The 22063-nt window shown below is 44.3% G+C and carries 17 protein-coding genes and 2 riboswitches; of the genes, 11 read left to right on the top strand and 6 right to left on the bottom strand.

All coding sequences use genetic code 11. The features are described from left to right. Window positions 1-41 precede the first annotated feature (41 nt). Window positions 42-425 carry a winged helix-turn-helix transcriptional regulator gene (locus ACQQ6X_RS02085; RefSeq protein ID WP_305167859.1) on the bottom strand — a complete coding sequence of 128 codons (384 nt, stop codon included), beginning with the start codon at window positions 423-425 and terminating at the stop codon, window positions 42-44. A gap of 189 nt (window positions 426-614) precedes the next feature. Between ACQQ6X_RS02085 and ACQQ6X_RS02080 the strand changes: the two genes are divergently transcribed. Both ACQQ6X_RS02080 and ACQQ6X_RS02075 read left to right on the top strand, forming a co-directional pair. Continuing rightward, entirely contained in the window at window positions 615-1289 is a 675-nt protein-coding gene (locus ACQQ6X_RS02080) for an NAD(P)H-dependent oxidoreductase (RefSeq protein ID WP_305167858.1), read from the top strand. Between the two features lie 200 nt (window positions 1290-1489). Then, window positions 1490-2641 carry a response regulator gene (locus ACQQ6X_RS02075; protein WP_305167857.1) on the top strand — a complete coding sequence of 384 codons (1152 nt, stop codon included), beginning with the start codon at window positions 1490-1492 and terminating at the stop codon, window positions 2639-2641. Window positions 2642-2738: 97 nt separating this feature from the next. On the opposite strand, the gene ACQQ6X_RS02070 is transcribed toward ACQQ6X_RS02075, so the two are convergent. Both ACQQ6X_RS02070 and ACQQ6X_RS02065 read right to left on the bottom strand, forming a co-directional pair. Beyond that, window positions 2739-5810 carry a hybrid sensor histidine kinase/response regulator gene (locus tag ACQQ6X_RS02070; protein WP_305167856.1) on the bottom strand — a complete coding sequence of 1024 codons (3072 nt, stop codon included), beginning with the start codon at window positions 5808-5810 and terminating at the stop codon, window positions 2739-2741. 146 nt (window positions 5811-5956) lie between these two features. Continuing rightward, window positions 5957-7213, bottom strand: a complete 1257-nt coding sequence (locus ACQQ6X_RS02065; protein ID WP_305167855.1) for a DUF445 domain-containing protein — start codon at window positions 7211-7213, stop codon at window positions 5957-5959. A gap of 581 nt (window positions 7214-7794) precedes the next feature. Here ACQQ6X_RS02065 and ACQQ6X_RS02060 point away from each other — a divergent pair. From ACQQ6X_RS02060 to ACQQ6X_RS02040, 5 genes are all read left to right on the top strand, one after another. After that, on the top strand, window positions 7795-8670 hold the full coding sequence (locus ACQQ6X_RS02060; RefSeq protein WP_305167854.1) for an AraC family transcriptional regulator: 876 nt from the start codon (window positions 7795-7797) through the stop codon (window positions 8668-8670). A gap of 107 nt (window positions 8671-8777) precedes the next feature. Then, window positions 8778-8856, top strand: a riboswitch (cyclic di-GMP riboswitch). A gap of 40 nt (window positions 8857-8896) precedes the next feature. Further along, window positions 8897-8978: riboswitch (cyclic di-GMP riboswitch) on the top strand. A 51-nt stretch (window positions 8979-9029) separates the two neighbouring features. Then, window positions 9030-9800: a transglutaminase-like domain-containing protein gene (locus tag ACQQ6X_RS02055; RefSeq protein ID WP_430493527.1), complete on the top strand. Its 771-nt coding sequence runs from the start codon at window positions 9030-9032 to the stop codon at window positions 9798-9800. A gap of 358 nt (window positions 9801-10158) precedes the next feature. Next, window positions 10159-13806: a collagen binding domain-containing protein gene (locus ACQQ6X_RS02050; protein ID WP_305167852.1), complete on the top strand. Its 3648-nt coding sequence runs from the start codon at window positions 10159-10161 to the stop codon at window positions 13804-13806. A gap of 106 nt (window positions 13807-13912) precedes the next feature. Beyond that, window positions 13913-14563, top strand: a complete 651-nt coding sequence (locus ACQQ6X_RS02045; RefSeq protein ID WP_305167851.1) for a class D sortase — start codon at window positions 13913-13915, stop codon at window positions 14561-14563. A 135-nt stretch (window positions 14564-14698) separates the two neighbouring features. Then, the gene (locus ACQQ6X_RS02040; RefSeq protein ID WP_430493526.1) at window positions 14699-15316 is read left to right on the top strand and encodes a diguanylate cyclase domain-containing protein; all 618 of its coding nucleotides are present in this window, start codon (window positions 14699-14701) and stop codon (window positions 15314-15316) included. Window positions 15317-15395: 79 nt separating this feature from the next. On the opposite strand, the gene ACQQ6X_RS02035 is transcribed toward ACQQ6X_RS02040, so the two are convergent. After that, window positions 15396-15860: a cupin domain-containing protein gene (locus ACQQ6X_RS02035; RefSeq protein ID WP_142614685.1), complete on the bottom strand. Its 465-nt coding sequence runs from the start codon at window positions 15858-15860 to the stop codon at window positions 15396-15398. Window positions 15861-16145: 285 nt separating this feature from the next. Between ACQQ6X_RS02035 and ACQQ6X_RS02030 the strand changes: the two genes are divergently transcribed. The 4 genes from ACQQ6X_RS02030 (at window position 16146) to ACQQ6X_RS02015 (ending at window position 19196) form a co-directional block, all read left to right on the top strand. Next, window positions 16146-16928: an amino acid ABC transporter ATP-binding protein gene (locus tag ACQQ6X_RS02030; RefSeq protein WP_305167850.1), complete on the top strand. Its 783-nt coding sequence runs from the start codon at window positions 16146-16148 to the stop codon at window positions 16926-16928. 41 nt (window positions 16929-16969) lie between these two features. Further along, on the top strand, window positions 16970-17800 hold the full coding sequence (locus ACQQ6X_RS02025) for a transporter substrate-binding domain-containing protein (RefSeq protein ID WP_305167849.1): 831 nt from the start codon (window positions 16970-16972) through the stop codon (window positions 17798-17800). A gap of 71 nt (window positions 17801-17871) precedes the next feature. After that, window positions 17872-18531 (top strand): amino acid ABC transporter permease, encoded by a 660-nt coding sequence (locus tag ACQQ6X_RS02020; RefSeq protein WP_063212365.1) that lies wholly within the window; start codon window positions 17872-17874, stop codon window positions 18529-18531. Between the two features lie 14 nt (window positions 18532-18545). Continuing rightward, the gene (locus tag ACQQ6X_RS02015) at window positions 18546-19196 is read left to right on the top strand and encodes an amino acid ABC transporter permease (RefSeq protein WP_305167848.1); all 651 of its coding nucleotides are present in this window, start codon (window positions 18546-18548) and stop codon (window positions 19194-19196) included. Between the two features lie 27 nt (window positions 19197-19223). Here the strand turns inward: ACQQ6X_RS02015 and ACQQ6X_RS02010 are convergent, their stop codons facing one another. Together ACQQ6X_RS02010 and opp4A are read right to left on the bottom strand one after the other, a co-directional pair. Continuing rightward, window positions 19224-20066 (bottom strand): LysR family transcriptional regulator, encoded by an 843-nt coding sequence (locus ACQQ6X_RS02010; protein ID WP_430493594.1) that lies wholly within the window; start codon window positions 20064-20066, stop codon window positions 19224-19226. 160 nt (window positions 20067-20226) lie between these two features. Beyond that, the gene (gene opp4A / locus ACQQ6X_RS02005) at window positions 20227-22047 is read right to left on the bottom strand and encodes an oligopeptide ABC transporter substrate-binding protein (RefSeq protein ID WP_305167846.1); all 1821 of its coding nucleotides are present in this window, start codon (window positions 22045-22047) and stop codon (window positions 20227-20229) included. Between the last annotated feature and the right edge of the window lie 16 nt (window positions 22048-22063).

The raw sequence follows: 22063 nt of genomic DNA, 5'->3' as shown, positions 1-22063 counted from the left end.
CATCTTCTATGGAATCATTTGGCGGGCTTTCTTCATGCCCTTTAACAAAAATCCTTGCCCGATTTGGAAGTTGTCGTTACAGGCTCGCAACCCTGTTCTCCATAGAAGATCCCCCAGTCTCTCATAAAATCCAGCAACGGCCTTAATGTTTCTCCCAACGGGGTAAGCGAGTATTCTACACGGGGTGGGTTCTCATTATAAATTTCACGGTGTACAATGCCATCTCTCTCCAATTCACGCAGCTGCAAGGTTAGCATCCGCTGTGTAATATTAGGCAAGGTCCGTCGAATTTCATTATAGCGCCGTGGTCCTGTGGTCAAATGATACAAAATGACCCCCTTCCACTTGCCTCCAATCACCCCGACGGTTTTGGCTACCGGACATCCAAAATTAACGCTAACCGCATGTTCCATCTCCCGTGGCATGTATACCCCTTCTTTCTGCTGGAATGTGTAACCAATAGCCTCAGATGTATGACAAGGAACAAATATGTGCGTACTTGTTCCCTGCAAAAACTTTCTATATGATAACTATATATTCGATATTAGCTCTCATTATAGTAGCAGAAAATCCATAGAGCACCAACTAACCCCATATCAAAAGGAGTACATTTTATGTCCAATACATCAGCTAAAAAGCAGGAAATTCTGGATGCCTTTCTATTTAGACATGCCACGAAAGAATTCGATCCTAATCGCATCATACCGGAGGAGGATTTTCAATTTATTCTCGAAACCGGTCGCCTCTCCCCTAGCTCTGTAGGATTTGAACCGTGGCAGTTTGTGGTCGTACAAAATCAAGCATTGAGAGAAAAGCTGGCGGCAGTGTCCAGTGGCGGTCAAAAGCAGATCCCAGCGGCCAGCCATGTCGTTCTGATTTTGGCACGTAAGGATGTCCGCTATGATTCTCCTTACGTAGAGTACATGTATAAAGAGGTTAAGGGTATGTCTGACGAAGACTTTGCCACACTACCAGGCCGCTATAAGATTTTCCAAGGTGAAAGTCAACGCCTGCTGGAAAACGAACGCACGTTATTTGACTGGGCCTCCAAGCAAACCTATATTGCCTTGGGCAATATGATGACAGCGGCAGCTCAGATTGGCATTGATTCCTGTCCAATTGAAGGCTTTAACTATGATCAGGTGCATGCTATTTTGGAGGAAGAAGGACTGCTGGAGAACGGGCTGCTGGATATTTCAGTGATCGCTGCCTTCGGTTATCGTGCCCATGAACCCAAGCGGGAAAAATCCAGACAACCCCTGGAGAAGGTCACACGCTGGGTTCTGTAAATATTCATCCAATGCTGTTAGTTAATCTTTAAGTTTGCCACAGCTTGAACAGGCGGGCTTGCGATCACTCATCTTAACGATGGCCCATCGCAGCCCGCCTCTTTATTTAAAATTTTTTCTTCTACAACTGTTTGCTTATAGCCGTAGTCAAGTTATCCTATATAATAAGATGTATCTGCCTAAAAAGGAGTACAGTACACGTGGAAAGATCAGAGATATTGACAAGGATTGTTATTGTCGATGATGAAGAGTTAGCTTTGGATTATATGAAGCGTCTGCTTGGCGAGTTACAAGGCATACATATTGCAGGAGCTTTTACGAATCCATTCGTGGCTAAGGACTATATTCTACTTGATGATATAGATATAGCTTTTTTGGATGTAAGACTTCCAGGGATCAGCGGAATTGAATTAGCACATCAAATTTTGGAGCACAAACCCCATGTTCAGATCGTTTTTGTTACGGCTTACGATAAGTACGCTATTCAAGCCTTCGAGCTTAACGCACTGGATTATCTGCTCAAGCCGGTCACGACAGAACGTCTTATCAAAACCATGAATCGCATTCTGAAGCGTGACGATCAAGCTGCCTCCATGCCTGACAATCAGCCTTCTGTTCTTCAATTACAGGTTTTTCAATATGTCGTCTTCACCTTACCGGATCAGCCACCCACTGTTATTCAGTGGAGGACTAAAAAGACCCAGGAGTTGTTTTTGTACTTGCTCCAGAATCATGACCAATGGGTTCGTAAATCAGCCTTAATTGAATTACTATGGCCAGAATATGAAGAAGATAAGGCCTACTCTCTTTTATATACAGCCGCTTATTATATTAGAAAAACGATAGCGCCGTATCACTCCTTTTTAGAGATTTCCAATACTAACGGCGGTTATATTTTGCATACGCAAAACGTACTGTTAGATACAGAAAGATGGGAGTCTCTCCTGGCATCCGCTCCACAGATGAACAAGGAATCCATCCCTTATTATGTAAAAATGATGGAGCTTTACAAAGGGGACTATTTACAAGAATATGATTTTTGGTGGGTTGAAAGTGAACGCCAAAGGCTGCATAAAATGTGGTTATCCATATCATTAAAAATGGCAGAATGGTATAGAGGGAACTCCCAGCCTGAAGAGGCGATCTCTATTTATGAGGGCATCTGTAGTCGTCACCCCCAAGAAGAGGAAGCCTACTGGGGATTAATGAAGACCTACGCTGAGATGAATAAAAATAGCTCAGTGATCAAATGGTATGATTTATTATCATCCGTCTTATGGGAAGAGCTTCATGAGATGCCCAATGAACAAATTACAAATTGGTTTAAAGAGTGGCAAATGGCTCATGCCTAATTTCACGACTGGGAATCCTTCTCCGTACCCGTAGAGTCCCCATTAGAAGCGTCACTTACTTCGCCTCGTTCTGTATAGGACCTACGGGACAGAGATATTATATTTCTTGGCTTTGTACCTGGGGAACATGGAAGCTTACCGTTGTACCCTGGTTGGGAAGACTGCTAATATACAGCCCTTTACCGTATACTTGCTTCAAACGTCGATCCGTATTTCGTAATCCAATCCCGCTATCCTGTTCTTGATGAGGACTCAGCAGACGGTCTAGTTCCTCTTGACTCATCCCCACACCATCATCAATGATCGCTATTTCTGTGCCATCCTCCTGCTGCTGAATACGAATGCACAATGTTCCTCCATGGATCCGATTCATGATACCATGCCTGATTGCATTTTCTGCAAGTGGCTGAATCGATAACGGTGGCAATAGCAAGGATATCTGTTCGTCTACTTCCCATACAATATCTAGTCTATTCCCAAAACGTTCCTTCTCTATATAAAGATAGGATTTCAGGAGAGCAAGCTCATATTCCAATGATACGACTCTATCCAGATTTTGAGGGTTAAAGCTTGATCTTAAATATTTGCCGAACTCTTCAATTAGTTTCACCATTCTGGTATGATCCACATGACTTAAGGATGCAATGGTATTCAAGGTGTTAAACAAAAAATGAGGTTTGATTTGTGCCTGTAACCATGCCGCCTCCATCCAAAGCCTCTCCCTTGCGGACTTTTTAACGTCCGTCAAGGCACGGACCCTTGATTTCAATTCCATGGAATCCACAGGCTTCATAATGTAATCGTTGGCCCCTGCAAGAAATCCCGTATACAAGTCCTCCTGCTGACTACGTGCTGTCAACAGCAACACAGGCAGCTCGGAAATGCTAAAGTATTCCCTCACACGCCGAGTTAACTCATACCCCGACATTTGGGGCATCATGACATCAGCTATAATTAAATCCCATTCCCGATGATCCAGCCTATGCAAGGCATCCTGGGCACTGGTTACAGTGACAAGGTCGTAAGACTCAGACTCCGAGGCGAGAATGCCCTCTAACACCCTTAAATTAACCGGATCATCGTCTACTGCGAGTATGGCAGATCGTGCAGAGCCTGCCGCAACCTGCATCACAGCTGCATTCTGTAGAGCTATAAAATCAGTATCTGCTTCTTCATCGATACACACCTGCTCGTTATCTCTTGATTCTTCTGCGGTAGGTGAGGGATCGAGCGGTAGTGTGAAAGAAAAGGTTGAGCCTTGACCAAGTTCAGAGCTTACACTCAAAGATCCTCCATGAAGCTCCACCAATTGCTTGCTGATACTCAACCCAAGTCCAAGCCCATCCCCAATAACCGTCAAATGAGAATTTCCTTGTTCATATGGACGAAATATTCGCTTTTGCGTCTCCTCATCCATCCCAACGCCAGTGTCACGCACCTGAATACTGGCCATTTCGCCTTGGATGTGTGCGTGAACGGAAATGGTTCCCTCAGCCGTATGTTTAACAGCATTGTGAAGGAGATTGAACAGGATTTGGATTACTCGGTTTTCATCCGCTAATACATTCGGAAAATCAGCAGGGATGTTAACTACCATGTTTAGAGGTTTCCCATCTGTCATGAATTGAAGCATATCCAACACACCCGAGGCTACAGCCTTGGGCTTCAAGCTTCTTTTTTCGAGAATAATATCCTTTTCACGTAGACGTGTAACATCCAGCAAATCATTCAATAATAAGGACATACGGCGACCGACCGTAACGAGCAATTGCATGTTTCTCCTGTTGAGTTCATCCAGGGCGCCGCCCTGATTTTCCAGTACGGTCTGTGCTATATTGATCATCCCATGTAGAGGATTTCGCAGCTCATGAGAGGTGTTGGCTAAAAATTCATTTTTCACCTGATCAGCGCGCTGCAATCTGTCCGACAGCCTTCTCAGTTCAGCATTCGTATTAAAAAATCGCTTGAACCAATAGGATGCAAATGCCACAAAAGCCAGCACAATATCCCAAGGGTAATAGGGGAGATCATTCGTCTTGAAAATGCCCCACAGCATGCTGGATGCAATGCTAATGGATGCTAGTAACAGAAAAACAGCCTCTTTTTGCCCTCTGAATGTTCTAAGAAAAGCAAGAGAGGGAACTGTAGCACATAGAGTAATAGCCGGTAATGCGATAAGAACCATAAGAAATACATAAAGGCTGGATGTAGGTGCAAGTAACACCAGAACCGCAAAACAACAGTGGACTATAAAAACAATCTGAATGATTCGGGATCGAACCAACAGAGACTGCGCCAGCTTCAGTACACACATGCCTATTCCAATATAGGAAAGGGTGGTTATCTTTAACGAAAGACCCAGATTAATGGGAAACCAGTCCAATAAAAGCTTGTCATCGTCTGTCAGGATGGATAATACCGTGCAGATTACAATTCCCGCAAAATACAGAAGCGCCTTCTTTTGTGGATTCATAAAAAATATAACGACTATATATAACCCGTGAAGCAGCAAAATAATACATACCATAATTTGCATTGCGATCGTGAAGTTGGTTCGGCTATTCACAGCATCCGCGCTTCCAAAAATGATAGGCTTCATAATTCCTCCACTAGCAGAGAAATCAAAATTGGATACTTGGATGACAATCTCAATGGCCTGCCTGTTCGCATCAAACATAGCAGAGAATGGAACAGTTGATCCTATATGCTGTTCGACCTTGCTAGAGACCTGACCACTATGACTAATTAAACGGCCGTTGACAAATATGTTGGATGCCGTACTGATCTTCCCGATCCGAAGTCCGTATAAAGTGTCCTCCGACCTGTCACTCAAAATAAGCAGCCGATAGGTTCCAACACCATATGCCTTATGATCCTTAGGAGATACCGACTCACTCCATAATCCTGGTACCTGGATGGTCTGGCGCTGCTTCTGCATAAGTAAGGATTTCAGTTCGGCAGGAGAAGATAACGTTCCAGGATAAAACTCCCACTCCCCATTTAATGGCAGGGTCTTTATCTGCTGTAAATTCAAGCCCCTCAAATCCAAAATTCCCGCCTTGGCCCGTGGATAATCCTGATTGTGGTAATAATCAAACCACAACAAACGCAAGCCGATAATCACGATCAGGAATGACAGCGTAATTAAAAAAAAGTTCCGCTTATTCATCCACTCGTGATCCGGCACCATACATCAACGTACCGTTGCCGGGCTCTCATCTGAACCAGCAGCATTGGATGGTGACCAATCCTCATAGTTTCACAACCTTATCTACACAAATTTCATTTATCGTTCCTGAGCACAGATTGCCCGTGCTATTCAAGCAACATACGAACCCCAGTAAGCACAATTCCAATCAGAAAGCCTGTAAGCGCACCGTTAATCCGAATCCATTGTAAGTCCTGCCCCAGCTTGTCCTCCATTAAAGCGATCAGTGAAGCATCATCCATTTTATTTACATTTTCCCGAACCAGATTACCAATTTGGCTATGGTTTGCTTCCACTACTCCGGTAACACCTGCTACGATCCACGCGTTGATCTTGTCCAGCAGCTCCGTATTTCTCCATACATCAGATAGCATTTGATCCAGTAAGGGTACAATGTATGTCGTTACATAACTGGCATCCTCCATGTAATCCAGCAGATGACGGCGAAGCTCTTCGAGCTTCTCGGATATAGCTGCATCACCTTCCCAGGAATCAATCAAGGTGTTTTTCCAGTGATTTAGCCCCTCCCTGACCGTATTTTTGGCTGCCAGATGGATCAACTGTGTGTTGAACCCATCCAGGACGGCCTGACGACGCGGATGTCCTTCAACTTGAAGCTCCGCTACGCGGTCCAGCAAAAAGTGACGAATCATCTCGCCCATACGCTCCTCATTCAAATACCCAAGGAAGGCGTTCAGGGCAAACTGCATGAGCCCGCTGACCTGCAAGCCGCTAACAGCCTGCATCCCCAGGGTGCCAAGCGTAACACCGGTTTCTGGCCGCAGTAGCCAGGACTCCGTCTGCTCCAGCGCATAATCCAACGCCCGTTGGTCATACTTCCGCTCGCCAGCTTGCTGGGCGAGTGCCTCTAGCAATGGCCCCATATCGAATTCGGTCGCCTGTCGCTTAATCCCGGTTGTGATGACCGGGACCAGCTCTGCTATTGGAAGAGAACGGACAAGTTGCTTGGCAAGAGCATCTATGAAAGTGACCGCTTCGGGCGTACGTATTCCTTTTTCTACACTTTTCAGCACTAGCTCAGCCAGTCTAATCTCGGCAATTTTAGATGCAATACTTTCTTTATGAAGCAAATTGTTTTCGACCGTGTTAACCAAGGCATCGGTCAGCTTTCCCCGATTTTTGGGGAGAAGCGCTGTATGTGGAATCGGAATGCCCAGCGGGTGACGGAATAACGCGGTTACGGCAAACCAGTCTGCCAATCCTCCTACAAGTCCGGCTTCAAAAGATCCGGCCAAAAGACGGGCCCAGCCAAATTGTTGAAAAGGTAACGTAGCAGCAAAGCCCGCTCCCATCATCACAAGTGACCAAGCTGCTGCGGTTTTTGTGTTTTTTGTTTTTCCCATCCTGTAGTCCTCCAAACTGACTGTAAAATGTGTTTCATTACATCCGTAGTACCATCATATCATTGCCTGTACAGATACCAAAGGTTACTGTACTCTCTTGTCAACAAATTGCATGATATTTAAAATTTGCACATTAGCTTAAATTGAGTTCGCATAACCACACTTATCCATACATTTTCGTGAATAATATCTCCACAATAAAAATACAACTATTTTCTAACAAAATGAGCCCTTTGAATCATTTTGTCGAAATATGGTCCCATTTTCCTGAAACCGAAAGGATATATACCTCAAAAAGTGGAATTGCAAGACTATGATATATTCATTGAGGAAACTATTTTTCCCAACTTTATCCTTCATTTCTTTAAGTTAAGAAATGAATTCCAGAAGGTCCCTGTCCTTTTCAAACAGGTGCTTTCTGGTTAATTCTGTTATATATTGTATAGCCTCAAATCGATACATGAATATACTTTAATGTGATAAAATAACCTTTGTAAATGGGAACTCCGGTTCTAAAAGGATATTCGTGAAACAAACTACAATTGTCTTACTAAAATTGTTCTTTTGTAAAGGAATTGGATATGACAACAAACCAAAAAAATGCCCAGTATGTCTTGAGCGAAGATCCAGTTGCAATTATATGTACACCCTCTGCTTTCGCTAAAAAATCCCTCTTTTATATACAGGAAATAGGCTATTTCAAAACAGATGCTTATGTAATGGAACGGCAAAAGCTTACCTCTTTTTTGCTCCTTTTTACCCTGTCCGGAAGAGGGGAACTGCAATACCGGGGCAAGGATTATATATTGAAACCTCATGATATGCTTTTTATTAATTGCGAAGAATATGTACAATACAAAGCTTCCTGTCAGAAGACATGGGAGTTTATTAGCGTGAACCTTAATGGCAATCTTATTGACCATTTCTACGAACAGTTCGATAAGCACAATAAGCCTGTAATTTCACTACAGGATTCAAGTGTAGTATTGGACAAGCTTCGCACCTTGTTACATGTGCAGCCAGAAAGAAGCTTATCTTCTGAACTGCTCTCATCCAAAATAATCGTTGAGTTATTAACGATTATTTTACAGCACCCTTACACCAATCCCAATGCAAATTCAGATGGGACTGCAGAGGTGCGCAAGGTAAAGCAATATCTGGACCAATCCTATTGTGAACGGATCACGCTGGATTCGCTAGCAGACATGTTTGGTCTAAACAAGTTCAACTTGGCTAAAAACTTTAAAAAACAGATTGGCTTTTCCCCTATTGAGTATCTTATTAATGTTCGTATCACGGCTGCTCAAGGCTGGCTTAAAACTAGTGATGTAGCTATTGTGGATATTGCACAGTATGTAGGCATTCCCAACACAAGTCATTTTATCAATCTGTTCAAAGAGCATATTGGAGAAACGCCTCATTCCTATCGCAAAAAATGGGGAAACCGAATAAAATAGGTCTTATGTATAATCTGCAAGCTTGTTTTGTCGATAAATAGCGAAAATTTGAGATTTAAACTTGCCTAATAGAGTACCTAACTGATAGAATAATAGTACAAGCTATTCAGGATAAATGGCAAACTTGTCGAAAGGCAAGGACGCAAAGCTACAGGGCCTTCTGTATGATGGCAGCCAGCTACCGGTTGAAGTGGCTTTTTGTCGTGCTTATTTTTCCCGAAAACTTTATACGAAATGGCAAACCTGTCGAAAGGCAGGGACGCAAAGCTATAGGGCCTTCTATTGATGATGGCAGCCTGGCCACCGAAAGGAAGTTTTTTATGGGGAAAATGATATTTTCCACACTTCTCCTATTTTTTATGCTGTCCGCAATTCTTTTAAATTCGACAATTTACGCTGCTGATCGTGTTGCATGGTTGGACCAAAACAATGTAAATCATGGGACAGTCAGTGTGCGTTACCCCGTTAAACCTAACGTTAAAACCAAAATTTTGGTTGCCAAAGATGCGCAAAAATACTCTTATAATCTAACACCCGGAAAATCCGAAGAAGTATTTCCTCTCCAGATGGGTAATGGGAACTATAGTATCAGTATTTTGGAACAGCTGAGTGGTAATCAATACAAAGTAATAGGACAAGATACGATCGAGTTAAATTTAAACGATAGCAAAGCGGTATACCTCAATTCCGTTCAAAATATCAACTGGAGCGGTACGAATCAAGCGATTCAAAAAGCCCGGGAATTAACTCAAGGTGCAACAACAGATCGCGAAAAGCTGCAAAAAATCTATGACTACGTAATTAGTCATATCAAGTATGACTCTAATCAGGCCTTTGCCTTAACGACTGACTATCTGCCGCAAATTGATCGTACGTTGAACTCTCAAAAAGATATTTGTTATGGTTATGCTTCACTGATGGCTGCTATGTTGCGAAGTGTAGATGTACCAACCAAGCTGGTTATGGGCAAATCCTCCTACGTGGACACTTACCATGCCTGGAATGAGGTCTACATCGACAATCAGTGGGTGGTCGTAGACACTACAGTAGATGCAGCACTGTACATGGGTAAACAAAAATTCGAAATGATCAAAGATCCCTCCAAATACATTAAAACAAAGCAATATTAATATCAATGTTTTTAATTCATATTTTAAAAAAATAAGAAATAGAACTATATTTCCTGAAGAGCCTTGATCACATGATCAAGGCTCTTTTTCGATCCTTGTTGAGAAATTGTTGAGATGTGGCATGTATTCTAGTCCAGAAAGACAATGAGATCTCTAACCATGATCCTAATTTCAAGACAAAAGGAGGAGTTTCACACCCGAATATGAATTTTCACAAATTTTCACTAAGTATTAATGCGGCTAACATAGCATCATATGAATGAATGATGAATATATAAATACAGTTCTCTCGCCCTCGAAGGAATAACCACTAGCCGTTAAATAAGAGTATTTTAAGAATAGGAGATTTGTTTACCGTATGAGAAAAAAATGGAATGCAGCAACGGTTGCGTTATTGCTCTTTTTGCAGTGCTTGTTCAGCACCACACAAGTCTATGCACAAAATCCCGACTCTACTCTGCCAGTGGCCCCAGGAACCGATCCGGTTCAGAGTGTGACTAGCGATGTTTATCCAATGCCCTCAGAGCCAATTAACATCCCACCTGCTGTCCCGGCTCCAGTCCCTGAACCAACTGCGGGCTCAACTTCTGAAGTTAGGGCAACTCAGGAAAGTATTTTAACCAAGCTAACCCTTACAGATTCTACAGGAACTGTTATTGATGCAGTGTATAACCCCGATAGCCGTATTGATATTGGTTCCGCCATCCATTTAGGCTATGAATGGGAACTGCCGAACCATGCGTATAAAGCTGGAGACACCTTTACCTTTCAATTACCCGAACAATTTCAAATTTATACAGATATTACGTCTCCTTTGACGAATACAGATGGAGAAGTAGGCCATTTTACCGTAGACCGACAAGGTAAAGTGGTTATGACATTTAATGATTATGTAGAAAGCCATTCTAATGTCAGCGGTAAGCTGGAGATCAAAACTGAATTTAGCACACAAATAGAAAAAGGCAGTACACAAGTTATTATTGCGATCCCAATCAAAGGCGGCGAGCAAACAGCTATCGTAAATATTAAGCCTGCAGCTGGTCCTACTATGGAGAAACAAGGAAAGTTTGATGGGAAAAATCAGATCCATTGGACGGTTGACGTAAATAAACACTTGGACCCTATCAAACACGCTGTAGTAACCGACCCAACTCCCCAAGGACTGGAACTAGTCAAGGACTCCATCCGGGTAAATCATTTACAAATTAATGTGAACGGAACCACCGTGCTGGGGGACACTGTTAGTGCAGATAAGTATACAGTTGAGGCTGATCCGGCTGTATCAGGCTTCAAAATCCGCTTTAACGACGAGAGTATTAACAGCGCCTACCGTATTCAATACTCCACGAACATAACAAGCGAAGATACTCGGTTCTCCAATACAGCCACTTTTTCAGGGGATAATGTGAAGGACGCCTCCGCAACGGCTACAGTCACTGTTCAACGCGGGGATTTTTTAAGCAAAAAAGTGGAAAAATACGACCCAGTCACACAAACGATCTCATGGGCAATCAAATATAATTTTGCCAACAAAAAAATCCCCGCAGCTAAAGCAGCGTTGAGTGACCGTTTTAATAGCAGCCAACAACTCATCATAGATTCACTTAAAGTGTATAAAGGGGATACACAGGATGAGCTCCCTGCATCGGAATACAGCGTCACCCTAGTTACTGACGATCGTGGTACCAATGGTTTCAATCTGATTTTCAATACGGATATTGATGCGCCATATACCATCCGTTACCAGACAAAGGCCATAGATCGTGTACTTGAAAATGGAAAAATAACGAACAGTGTAACGTCTGACGGAGTAACAAAAGAAACCACCACAGAGCTAAAAAGTATAATTATCACCAAGGGCTATAAGGAACCGAACTATAACACTAAAACGATTCCTTGGGTCATTTCCATTAATCAAGATAAGTATACAATGGATCAAGTCGTTATTGACGATGTCTTCCCGAATGGCGGTCTGGCCTTATTGCCGAACACATTGAAGATCCAAAGCGCGGACGGAAAAACAACACTAACATCACCGGCAGACTACGAACTGATCCCTCTTACGCTAGATTACAAAAAAGGGTTCACTATCCGTTTTCATAAAAAGATTCAAGATACGTATACCATCAACTATACAACTACATTTAATAACGAATGGAAAATTGACAAAACCAAGCCGGACTTTTGGAACAAAGCCTCTATCACTTGGTTATACAACGGAACAACACAAACTGCAGAGGCCGAAGCTCGATTATGGCCGGACAATATGACCCAGCAAAACGGGGCTAAGTCAGGTAGTTACAATGCCATCTCCAAACAAATTACATGGGACATCAAGGCCAACTACAACCGCAAAACTCTCAATCATGCTGAGATTAGAGATACCTTGTTACAAGGCCAAAAGTTGGTCCCAAATTCTGTTAAAGTATACGATATGACCCTGCTTGGATGGTGGAATGGCGTACAGAAAGGGGCCGAAGTACCTTCGAGCCAATATACTCTGGTTTTACCTTCCGCCGCTAACAACAACGAACTGAGCATCCAGTTTAACCAGTCCACCAACTCTCCTTACTGGGTCACTTTCCAAACAACATTGGAAGGAGAGCTTATTGATAAAGAGATTAACAATAACGCTCTGCTTATGGATGGGAAAAATGTAGATTCGGAATGGACTGCCAAAGTGACTGTGCCCCACGGTGGAGAATACGTGACAAAGTCCGGTGCTCAGAATGGAAATAAAATCGACTGGAACATCCATATCAATGAAGGGCAATCCCATGTCTCCAACGCAAGGATCGTGGATACGCCCAGCAATAATCAAATTCTGATTGAAGACTCCTTTCATCTATACTCCACCAAAGTGTCTGCCAACGGAGAAGCTGTCAAGGACACGGAGTTAGTCAAGGATCAGGATTATATGCTAAAAATAACAACGACTGCTCAAGGCCAGCAATCCTTTGAGCTTGCTTTCACGAAAGCTATATCATCGGGTTATATTTTGGAATATCAATCCTTTCTTCAAGCTGAAGACAAGGCGAAAGTGAGCAATAAGGTTAATTTCGAGGGTGATCGTTTGACCACCGAAACCAGGGAAACAAGTAAAGAAATTATCGTGCGCACATCCTCTGGTTCGGGATCAGGAGGAGGAGTGACGGGAAGTCTGGAGATTACCAAAGTTGATGAGGACGATCACAATAAGGTACTGCCCGGGGCCCGTTTTGCACTCTATGACAAAAATCAGAAAAGAGCACCTCTTGTCCAAACTACCAATTCGGACGGGAAAATCGTATTTTCTTCATTGAGTTATGATGACTACATTTTGGAGGAGCTTACTGCTCCTGAAGGCTACAAAATAACAGCGCCAAAAACAGAAATCAAAATAGATGCAACCATCAAACAAAGTTCAGGCATTAAACAAATCGTCATCACTAACAAAAAGGACACTCCGGTTGATCCGGGTCCAGGAACACCTACTGATCCAGGCACGCCTACTGACCCAGGTACACCTACTGACCCAGGTACACCTACTGACCCAGGTACACCTACAAATCCAGGTACACCTACGAATCCGGGCTCAGGCAAAAAACATGATAAGGACCCTGAAATAACTGAACCTCCGGCAACGCCTGTTACGCCCGTAACAACCGAAGAGCCGAAAATTATCGAGGATGAGGATGTTCCGTTGGGCGTTCCGGTTATTGAACAACCACCTGTAGAACCAGAGGCGCAACCACCCGCTGAACCAGGGGTGCAAGCCGAGACACCAGAAGCCGATCCTCACCAGGAGCCTTCTCCGCCCGTGAAGATTGAAGAAGATCCCATACCTAAGGGTGTAATCCGTCTACCGGCAGAAAAACCAGAAGATCCAAGTGACCCGGGGCATACACCCAAGGTGGATACATTGCCAAAGACAGGAGAAAACAGTCCTGCTCCCTTCTATGTAAGTGGCATGTTCTTAATTCTTCTGGGGGCCTATCTGGGTTATAGACGAACGCATAAAAAATAAATAGCATTTTATAATCAAAAATCCCCCTTCTCAGCTCATCATTTGCGAGAAGGGGAATTATTTTACATGTCCGATCTATGGATTACTGTACTAGGAGGCTTTTCAATTGCGTAAGCTGGCGTACGTGAGCATCATGTTAGGAATCATCATCATGTTATTTCCTACCGCTAATGAATGGTTGGAAGATCAAAAGCAAAAAGAGCTATTACAGGAAGCTGAATCATTATCAAATACAGATTCATCGACACTGACTCCCGAAATGATTAAAGGGTATACAAATTTGTCCAATTGGCTGACAAATACTGCAGCAGCGGATGGGCCACAATTGTCACAAGCCACTCCCCCATCGTCGGCTTCAGAGCAAGCCCCAATCGCTACAATCCAGATTGATCGTATCGGGCTGGAGCTTCCTGTACTCGAAGGTGCGACCCAACAGCATATGAGATATGCGGCCGTACATATGTCGGAAACTGCGACACTCGGCCAGGTGGGGAATGCTGCCATAGCCGCTCATCGCTCACGAACAACTGGACGTTTATTTAACCGGCTTAATGAGGTGAAAATCGGAGATCAGATTCTAATTCACACTCGGGGTGAAAAATACGTATACAAGGTCTACAACATTTCAGTCGTCACTCCTTCAAATGTCTCCGTTTTAAAAAGCATCAAAAAACAAAAGCTCCTCACATTAATTACCTGTGATCCTCTTGTAAATCCGACACATCGACTCATCGTTCATGCCAGACAACTGACCTAATGCCGCTAATAGAAGCGGAATAAACTATAAACTATATTGGTGGTGACCCCATTGAGTATATCTTTAACAGCCTTACTTCTAATAGGCCTAACTCTGGCGCTGTGGATATATACGTTAATATTTTTACATTCTGTGATGATGGAAAGAAATTTGCTGCGGAAACTTGCCTATCAGGACCCTGTAACAGGTCTGTTCAATCGGAATGCGCTTGAGCTATTTTGGAAACGAAGCAACGGCAAAGAGGGCTTTGCTATTATGTATCTTGATCTGGATGGATTCAAAGCGATTAATGACACATATGGACATCAAATCGGTGATAAGCTGCTCAGACGGGTAAGCGATCATTTACTCCAGGTGACAAACTCCAATCAGAAAGCTTTCCGAATCGGTGGTGATGAATTTCTACTCATTATGAAGGATTATGATGCCGATCAAGTCACAGTTCTGGCAGAGCTGCTGCTGCAAAAAATCAGCGCTCCTTATAATATCCAGGGAATCAATCTTCAAGTTACAGGAAGCATTGGTATTACTATGCATCCTTCTCCGAAAAAGACTCTGCCTTCTTTACTGAAAGAGGCCGATATTGCCATGTACCAAGCGAAAGAAATGGGGAGAAACTGCTATGCTGTATACGAGAGGATCAAAAAGAGGCCAAACGTCAGATCATATGGTACGGCACGAGTGATGAAGCTTGCGGCTTGTTTTCGAAAAAAGACAAAGATCCAAGGTATACAACAAACGGCAACCTTCTAACACTAACAAAGATACCATAACATAAAATCAGGCGGGTAAGTCCTGTTTAACCAAGATTATACCCGCCGATAAAAAATCTCTACTCTACCTTACCCTTTGCAATCAGCTTGAAATCATCAAAGTGGAAGCCTGGTGCAACAACACAGGTTACCAATACAGGCTCATCCCCCAGCGGACGTGCCGTTTGCCATACTGTTCCCGGTACAAGTGCTTGTGGATGCTGTCCTGCCTCCACATCTGCACCGACGATAATTATTGTTTCTTCGCCAGGCTCTTCTCCGCTTCCACCCAATTTCAACTCTATAGGGCTTCCGCTATGGTACAGCCACAGCTCATCAGAATGGACCACATGCCACTCGGAGAACTCACCCGGATGCAGCAAGAAATACGTAGACGAAGCTGCAAAGCGCGGACCGGAATACACATCCGGCAATACAGGCTTCGGAATTTGAAAATTGGCCTTCCACATCTCTTTGTACCAGCCGCCTTCTGGATGGGGCTCCATGCCCAATGCCGTGACTAGCGGTGAAATAGCTTTCGTCATTGTCTATCCTTCCTTTACCCTAAATTCCTTCTCCCCTACTGTAAAACATAGCGCTGCTTTTGTCACGTTTCCCCCTCTGTATGTCGAGGTTTCATAGTTAATGTCAAATTAAATAACATTAAATTGTGGATATATATTCGTTTCCATCATATAAATAACAAATAACTAGTAAAAAAACAGTAAAAAACGCTTATTACGTTAAGTTTATTGACATAAAATCTTGTTTTTTATTGTAAACTTATAGTATCATGAGAGAAATTTTTAAAATTCTAATAGAACTACATCATGTTAGTCTGTCTGCAAAGCGATGTATCCAAGACAAAAAAAGGGGTGAGCTCTCTGATCCAATTTCGCAATGTCAACAAGCATTACGGTCACTTTCAAGTACTTAAAGACATCAATCTTCAGATTAAGGAGGGCGAGGTCGTTGTCATCATCGGTCCCTCCGGCTCAGGTAAAAGCACCCTGCTCCGCTGCATCAATCGTCTGGAAACGATATCTGATGGGGAACTGATCGTTAATGAGGTCCCTGTACATGACAAAAAGATTGATATTAACGCCTTCCGCCGCAATATCGGGATGGTGTTCCAACATTTCAATCTGTATCCCCACAAAAAGGTGATTGAGAACATTGTACTGGCACCGATGAAGGTGCTGGGCATCCCGAAGGAAGAAGCTATTCAAACTGCCCTCACCTATCTGAAACGTGTCGGAATCGAGGAAAAGGCACAGAGCTATCCCGCCCAATTGTCCGGTGGACAGCAGCAGCGGGTTGCAATCGCCCGTGGACTCGCCATGAATCCGAAAATTATGCTGTTTGATGAGCCGACTTCGGCCTTGGACCCCGAAACGATCGGAGAGGTACTGGATGTCATGCGCTCGCTTGCCCATCAGGGCATCACAATGGTCATCGTCACTCATGAAATGGGCTTTGCCCGTGAAGTAGCGGATCGCGTTATTTTTATGGACAAAGGGCAGATTTTAGAAGACAGTCAACCTGCTGAGTTTTTTCAAAATCCAGGTGAAGAACGGGCTCGCCTGTTCCTAAGCCGTCTGATTCATCATTAAACATATTACCAATGGAATACAATCGAAAGGGGATCATTTTGATGAGAAAAAGATTTCAGTGGAGTACTTTGGTGCTGGTTGTATTATCCTGTCTGCTCGTCTTGGCCGGCTGTGGAGGCAAGCAAGAAGCAGCAACGTCTGGAAATGAGGCAGCAGCTTCCAACGGGCTGGAGGCTATCAAACAGCGTGGCAAACTGGTCGTTGGAGTGAAGTACGACACCAAGTTATTTGGATTAAAAGACCCAGCTAGCGGAAAAGTCGAGGGCTTTGATATCGACATCGCCAAGGCTGTTGCCAAGCATATTTTTGGTGATGAAACCAAGCTCGAACTCAAGGAAGTCACGTCCAAAACACGAATCACCCTACTACAAAACGGGGACATCGACGCTATTATCGCCACCATGACCATTTCGGATGAACGCAAAAAACAGGTCGATTTCAGCGACGTCTACTTTAATGCAGGGCAATCCCTGCTCGTGAAAAAGGGAAGCCCGATCACAGGTCTGGAGTCCCTAACTCCAGACACCAAGGTGCTCGCTGTTAAAGGCTCTACCTCCGCAAAAAATATCCGCGAAAAAGCACCCAAAGCAACGATATTGGAATTTGAAAACTATCAGGATGCCTTCAATGCCCTCAAGGCAGGCAAAGGGCAAGCGCTGACGACCGATAACTCTATTCTGCTTGGCATGCAACAGCAAGATCCGAATTATACCCTAGTAGGTGGAAACTTCACAGAGGAACCTTACGGCATTGCAGTGAAAAAGGGGCAAACCGAACTACTGCAAGCCATTAATGATACGATCAAGGAACTGAAGAGCAGCGGTGAATACGATAAGCTTCACGAACAATGGTTTGGGGTTAAGCCCGAATAAGGATCTTGTGAAGGAGCCGCGATTGCGTGCTCCTTCCTTTCTTAGTTCTGGAAAAGGAGGTATATCCGTAGATGCTTACTTTTGATATCAACGTACTTTTCGATCATGGCGACCGCTTCAGAGAAGGCTTGCTTCATACCGTTCAAGCTAGTGTCATTGCCTTGATCGGCAGCTTTATTCTAGGGGCTATCATTGCCATCTTCCGAATTGCACCTTTTAAATGGTTAAACTGGGTCGGTACTGTCTATGTAGAGGTCATTCGCAATATTCCATTGCTGATCGTCGTGTTGTTTTTTTATCTCGGTCTGCCCACTCTAGGCATTCCCTTGGACGGCTTTATATCTGGCACCCTTGGGTTGACTGTGTACACAGCTTCTTTTATTGCAGAAGCTATACGTGCTGGCATTCAATCTGTACCTAAAGGACAATTTGAAGCGGCAAGGTCCTCCGGCTTGAATTACAACCAGACGATGATCAGCATCATTTTACCGCAAGCTATTAAAATTGTACTGCCTGCGATCGGCAATCAATTCATCAATCTGGTTAAAAACTCTTCCGTGCTGGCGATTGTGGCTGGACTGGATCTCATGTATTACTCGGATCTCATTAACTCAGATACCTTCCTGCCCATCACAGTCTATGCGATCACGGCACTGCTGTATCTTGTATTGACGGTTCCGCTCAGCTTTCTCGTGCTATATATGGAGCGGCGCTTGTCCAAAACATCCTAAGGAGGGAAGCCCGTATGGATTTCGGTGGATTGTTTGCATGGCCTAATGTGCGTTTTATACTGGAGGGCTTCCTGCTCACGCTGGAGGTCGCCATTTACGCTATCCTATTCAGCTTCGTTCTCGGTATTGTGTTCGGCATCCTGCGCTATACCCGTATACCCGTCCTTTCACAGGTTGCAGCCTTTATCATTGATCTGATTCGCAACCTGCCCTTATTGCTCATTATTTTCTTCATCGGCATGGTTTTGCCATCCATCGGATTTTCGATTTCCCTCAAATGGGCAGCCATTACAGGACTGTCGATCTTCGAGGGAGCCATGATTGCCGAGATTGTGCGCAGCGGTCTGAATTCGGTCCATAAAGGACAGCTGGAAGCCGCACGTTCCTCCGGTCTAAGCTATTCTCAAACCTTATGGCATATCATTCTGCCCCAGGCGCTTCGTCGCATGGTGCCTCCCATTGTCAGCCAGTTCATTTCCCTATTCAAGGATACTTCACTGGCTGTCATTATCAGTTTGCCGGAGCTGACGCATAACATTCAGATCGTCGGTGGACAAAATCAATCCTTTGTCATTCCTGCTCTGCTGTTCGCCGCTTTCCTGTACTTTGCCGTCAATTACAGTATGTCACTGATTGCACGCAGGCTGGAAGTTCATACACATTAAAGCTCCTAATAATTATCTGGGTAGTCACTAGTTGGAACGCTCTGTTAACACAGCTTGTATCTGTTCAACCAATCGCTTCATCGCTTCTCCCTGATAACGGTCAGACCGATAAATCAACTCTAGCTGACCTTGGGACACGCCATGCAAAATAGGTACATTGCAAAAATGTGAACGATCCAGTTCTGCTGCAAGGGACTCCGTCTGTAAGGTTACGGCAAGTCCCTCCCGCACCCAGTTCAGGATAGAAGGTATAGAATTTGTCTCCAAGACGGTTGTAAAGGCATACCCGCGATCACGGAAGCACTTTTCAATCAGCCTCCTTCCGGGATGACACTCTGGCTGCATCGCCCAAGGTAGATGCCTCAATTCGTCCAGCATAAGGGAAGAGCGATTAGAAAATACATGATTTACCGAGACAATAAGACAGTACCTCTCTGTGCGAAGTGGAAGTTGGACAAGCCTGTCATCTGTACCTGAGTGTAGCGTGATACCAACGTCCACACGGTTATCCAGCAGTTGTTCTGTTACATCAAATGATGGACAGATGTGCAAGCTGATTTTAGGAAATGACCGATGGAAATGGGCAAGCATCTCTTGCAATGGCTCTTCCAGTTCCGGTAATGCGATACCAATCCGTAAACTCCCGCGCTGCTCGGTACGCAACTCCTCAATGGAAGCCTTCGCTTGCTGTAATCCCTTGAGCGCATGGGCACTGTGTTGCAACAGCAGTTTCCCGGCATCTGTCATTTTAATTTTCTTGCCTGCACGGTCAAAGAGCGTCATGCCCAGTTCCTCTTCCAGCGCCTTAATTTGCAAGCTAAGCGTGGGTTGGGAAATGCCAATCTTTTCCGAAGCCTTCGTAAAATGCAGTTCCTCGCATACGGCTATGAAGTATTGCAGCTGACGTATTTCCGTCTTCCTTCTCTCCCTTCGAGAATCCCCAGAATGATGTCATGAAAAGTTTAAAAGAAGCGCGAGTTCGGAACATTCCGGTTCGCGCTTCTTCATCAAGTTAAGGCGCTTTTTTAGATTATTGATCTACTTCTGCTTTCTCCGAAGTCAACGTAATATTCGCAAACGCGTCTGCATCGTACTCCTTGCCGCGGGTAATATCGTAATTGGCTACCCGATTATTTACTGCCTCCAGCGAGTAACGGAATAATGTGGGTACAATAGGAGCCTCCTCGCTCATATACGCCTGCCACTGATTGTATATATCCTTACGATAATTGTCGTCAAAGGCTTTCACAGACACACCTTCCCGCAACAACTCATCATTCTCTTCGCTCGTAAAGCGCGAGTAGTTAAAGCTGGCTCCGCGTCCATACAGCCCACTAGGGTCTACATCTGTACCTGTACTCCATGCGCCGCCAAAAATATCAATGCCGGGGTCATCCTTCTGCACACGATCATAGAAGGAATTGAACTCCAGTAGACGACCGTCCACCAGCTCGACATGAAGCCCGACATCCTTCCAGTTTTGCAAATAAAACTTGGCCAGCGATTCGGCTGTCGCATCCCCGCTCATTGCTGCATAATGGAGAACCAATTCCTTACCCTTAGGGTCCTCACGGTATCCATCTCCATTGGTATCCACATATCCCGCCTCGTCCAGCAGCTTTTTCGCCTTGTCTGGATCATACGCGATGCCCTTCGCATTCACATCATGGTATCCCTTGAAAGCAGGAGGGATCAAGGATGTGGCAGGAATCCGAAGCCCATGATAGAGCTGCTTGCCTACCTGCTCATTATTCAGCGCATAGCCAAGGGCCTGACGCAATGACTTGTTTGCCAGCTTGGCATTCCGGTCCATAATATTTAGATTCTTGGCCTGATCGAATTTGCCCAGCTTAAAGCCTACATAGCTGTACGATAATTCCTCCTGACCGAGAAACTGTACATTTTTCGGATTGCTGGCCTCGTTGTAACGGGTGGTTGGATAGCTGGCCCAGTCGATCTCTCCGCTTTTTAACGCCTCGGTAATGACATTCGGATTCACCACCTTCAGATGAAGGCCATCCAGCTTGGGCGCACCGTGGAAGTAATCTTCATTTTTAACGAATTCCACAGATTCACCTGTGACCATAGATTTAATTTTGAACGGTCCATAGCCAATCGGATGTTTACGGACAGGATCAGATCCGGCCATATCCTTTACGGGAATGTTTTGGAATACCTTCTTCTCCAGTGGTGTGGACCAAAGTCCCGACTTTACGGAAGGATTAGGTTCCTTGAAATGAATGGTAACCTCTTTCTCATTCAGCACCTTGATGCCTGAAATCGTTTTGGCTTTACCTGCATGATAATCTTCCATCCCTACAATATTGGTCATAAAGCTATCATAACGCGGACCCTCGTAGTCTTTGTGGCCGATCACTTCATAGGAAAAAGCATAGTCCTCCGCCGTAACAGGATTACCATCTGTCCAGTTCAATTTGGGATCAATTTTGACAGTCACCGCCTTATTGTCTGCGGAAAAGGAAATCGTCGCCGCTCCTTTATCATCAATATTCAGATTGGAATCGATCGAAAACAGGGAAGGGTAAAAAAACTGGAAGACTTCAAAATCCGGATTTCCTTCATAAAACACAGGATTTAAAATTCCTTCGAAAGGGGTATCGGATACAAGCGCATAATTGATGATGCCGCCCTTAATCGGGGTTTTATCGTTCTTGACCGCCTTTGCCAGCGCCGTCGTATTCACCTGCTTGCTGTCGGTCCCTGTTCCACCTGTACCGTCAGACGATTTTGCTCCATTTGAAGCGGAAGGCGAGCCGCTGCATGCGGTCAAAGAAAGCACCAACATTGCAGATAGAACGGGCAGAATCCCTTTTTTCCAACGTTTAACCATTGTAAACCCCTCCTTG

The organism is Paenibacillus ottowii, from assembly GCF_050516475.1.
Classification (GTDB): Bacteria; Bacillota; Bacilli; order Paenibacillales; family Paenibacillaceae; genus Paenibacillus; species Paenibacillus ottowii.
Note: the sequence above shows the minus strand (reverse complement) of the source record. Positions and strands in the feature narration are given on the sequence as shown.

What these genes read in the sequence shown, in the direction of transcription:
- ACQQ6X_RS02025 (WP_305167849.1), top strand. Translation starts at nt 16,970, where the DNA reads ATGAGAAAAAGATTTCAGTGGAGTACTTTGGTGCTGGTTGTATTATCC.
- ACQQ6X_RS02055 (WP_430493527.1), top strand. Translation starts at nt 9,030, where the DNA reads ATGCTGTCCGCAATTCTTTTAAATTCGACAATTTACGCTGCTGATCGT.
- ACQQ6X_RS02070 (WP_305167856.1), bottom strand. Translation starts at nt 5,810, where the DNA reads ATGAATAAGCGGAACTTTTTTTTAATTACGCTGTCATTCCTGATCGTG.
- ACQQ6X_RS02080 (WP_305167858.1), top strand. Translation starts at nt 615, where the DNA reads ATGTCCAATACATCAGCTAAAAAGCAGGAAATTCTGGATGCCTTTCTA.
- ACQQ6X_RS02085 (WP_305167859.1), bottom strand. Translation starts at nt 425, where the DNA reads ATGCCACGGGAGATGGAACATGCGGTTAGCGTTAATTTTGGATGTCCG.
- ACQQ6X_RS02040 (WP_430493526.1), top strand. Translation starts at nt 14,699, where the DNA reads ATGATGGAAAGAAATTTGCTGCGGAAACTTGCCTATCAGGACCCTGTA.
- ACQQ6X_RS02015 (WP_305167848.1), top strand. Translation starts at nt 18,546, where the DNA reads ATGGATTTCGGTGGATTGTTTGCATGGCCTAATGTGCGTTTTATACTG.
- opp4A (WP_305167846.1), bottom strand. Translation starts at nt 22,047, where the DNA reads ATGGTTAAACGTTGGAAAAAAGGGATTCTGCCCGTTCTATCTGCAATG.
- ACQQ6X_RS02020 (WP_063212365.1), top strand. Translation starts at nt 17,872, where the DNA reads ATGCTTACTTTTGATATCAACGTACTTTTCGATCATGGCGACCGCTTC.
- ACQQ6X_RS02035 (WP_142614685.1), bottom strand. Translation starts at nt 15,860, where the DNA reads ATGACGAAAGCTATTTCACCGCTAGTCACGGCATTGGGCATGGAGCCC.
- ACQQ6X_RS02050 (WP_305167852.1), top strand. Translation starts at nt 10,159, where the DNA reads ATGAGAAAAAAATGGAATGCAGCAACGGTTGCGTTATTGCTCTTTTTG.
- ACQQ6X_RS02030 (WP_305167850.1), top strand. Translation starts at nt 16,146, where the DNA reads ATGTTAGTCTGTCTGCAAAGCGATGTATCCAAGACAAAAAAAGGGGTG.
- ACQQ6X_RS02065 (WP_305167855.1), bottom strand. Translation starts at nt 7,213, where the DNA reads ATGGGAAAAACAAAAAACACAAAAACCGCAGCAGCTTGGTCACTTGTG.
- ACQQ6X_RS02060 (WP_305167854.1), top strand. Translation starts at nt 7,795, where the DNA reads ATGACAACAAACCAAAAAAATGCCCAGTATGTCTTGAGCGAAGATCCA.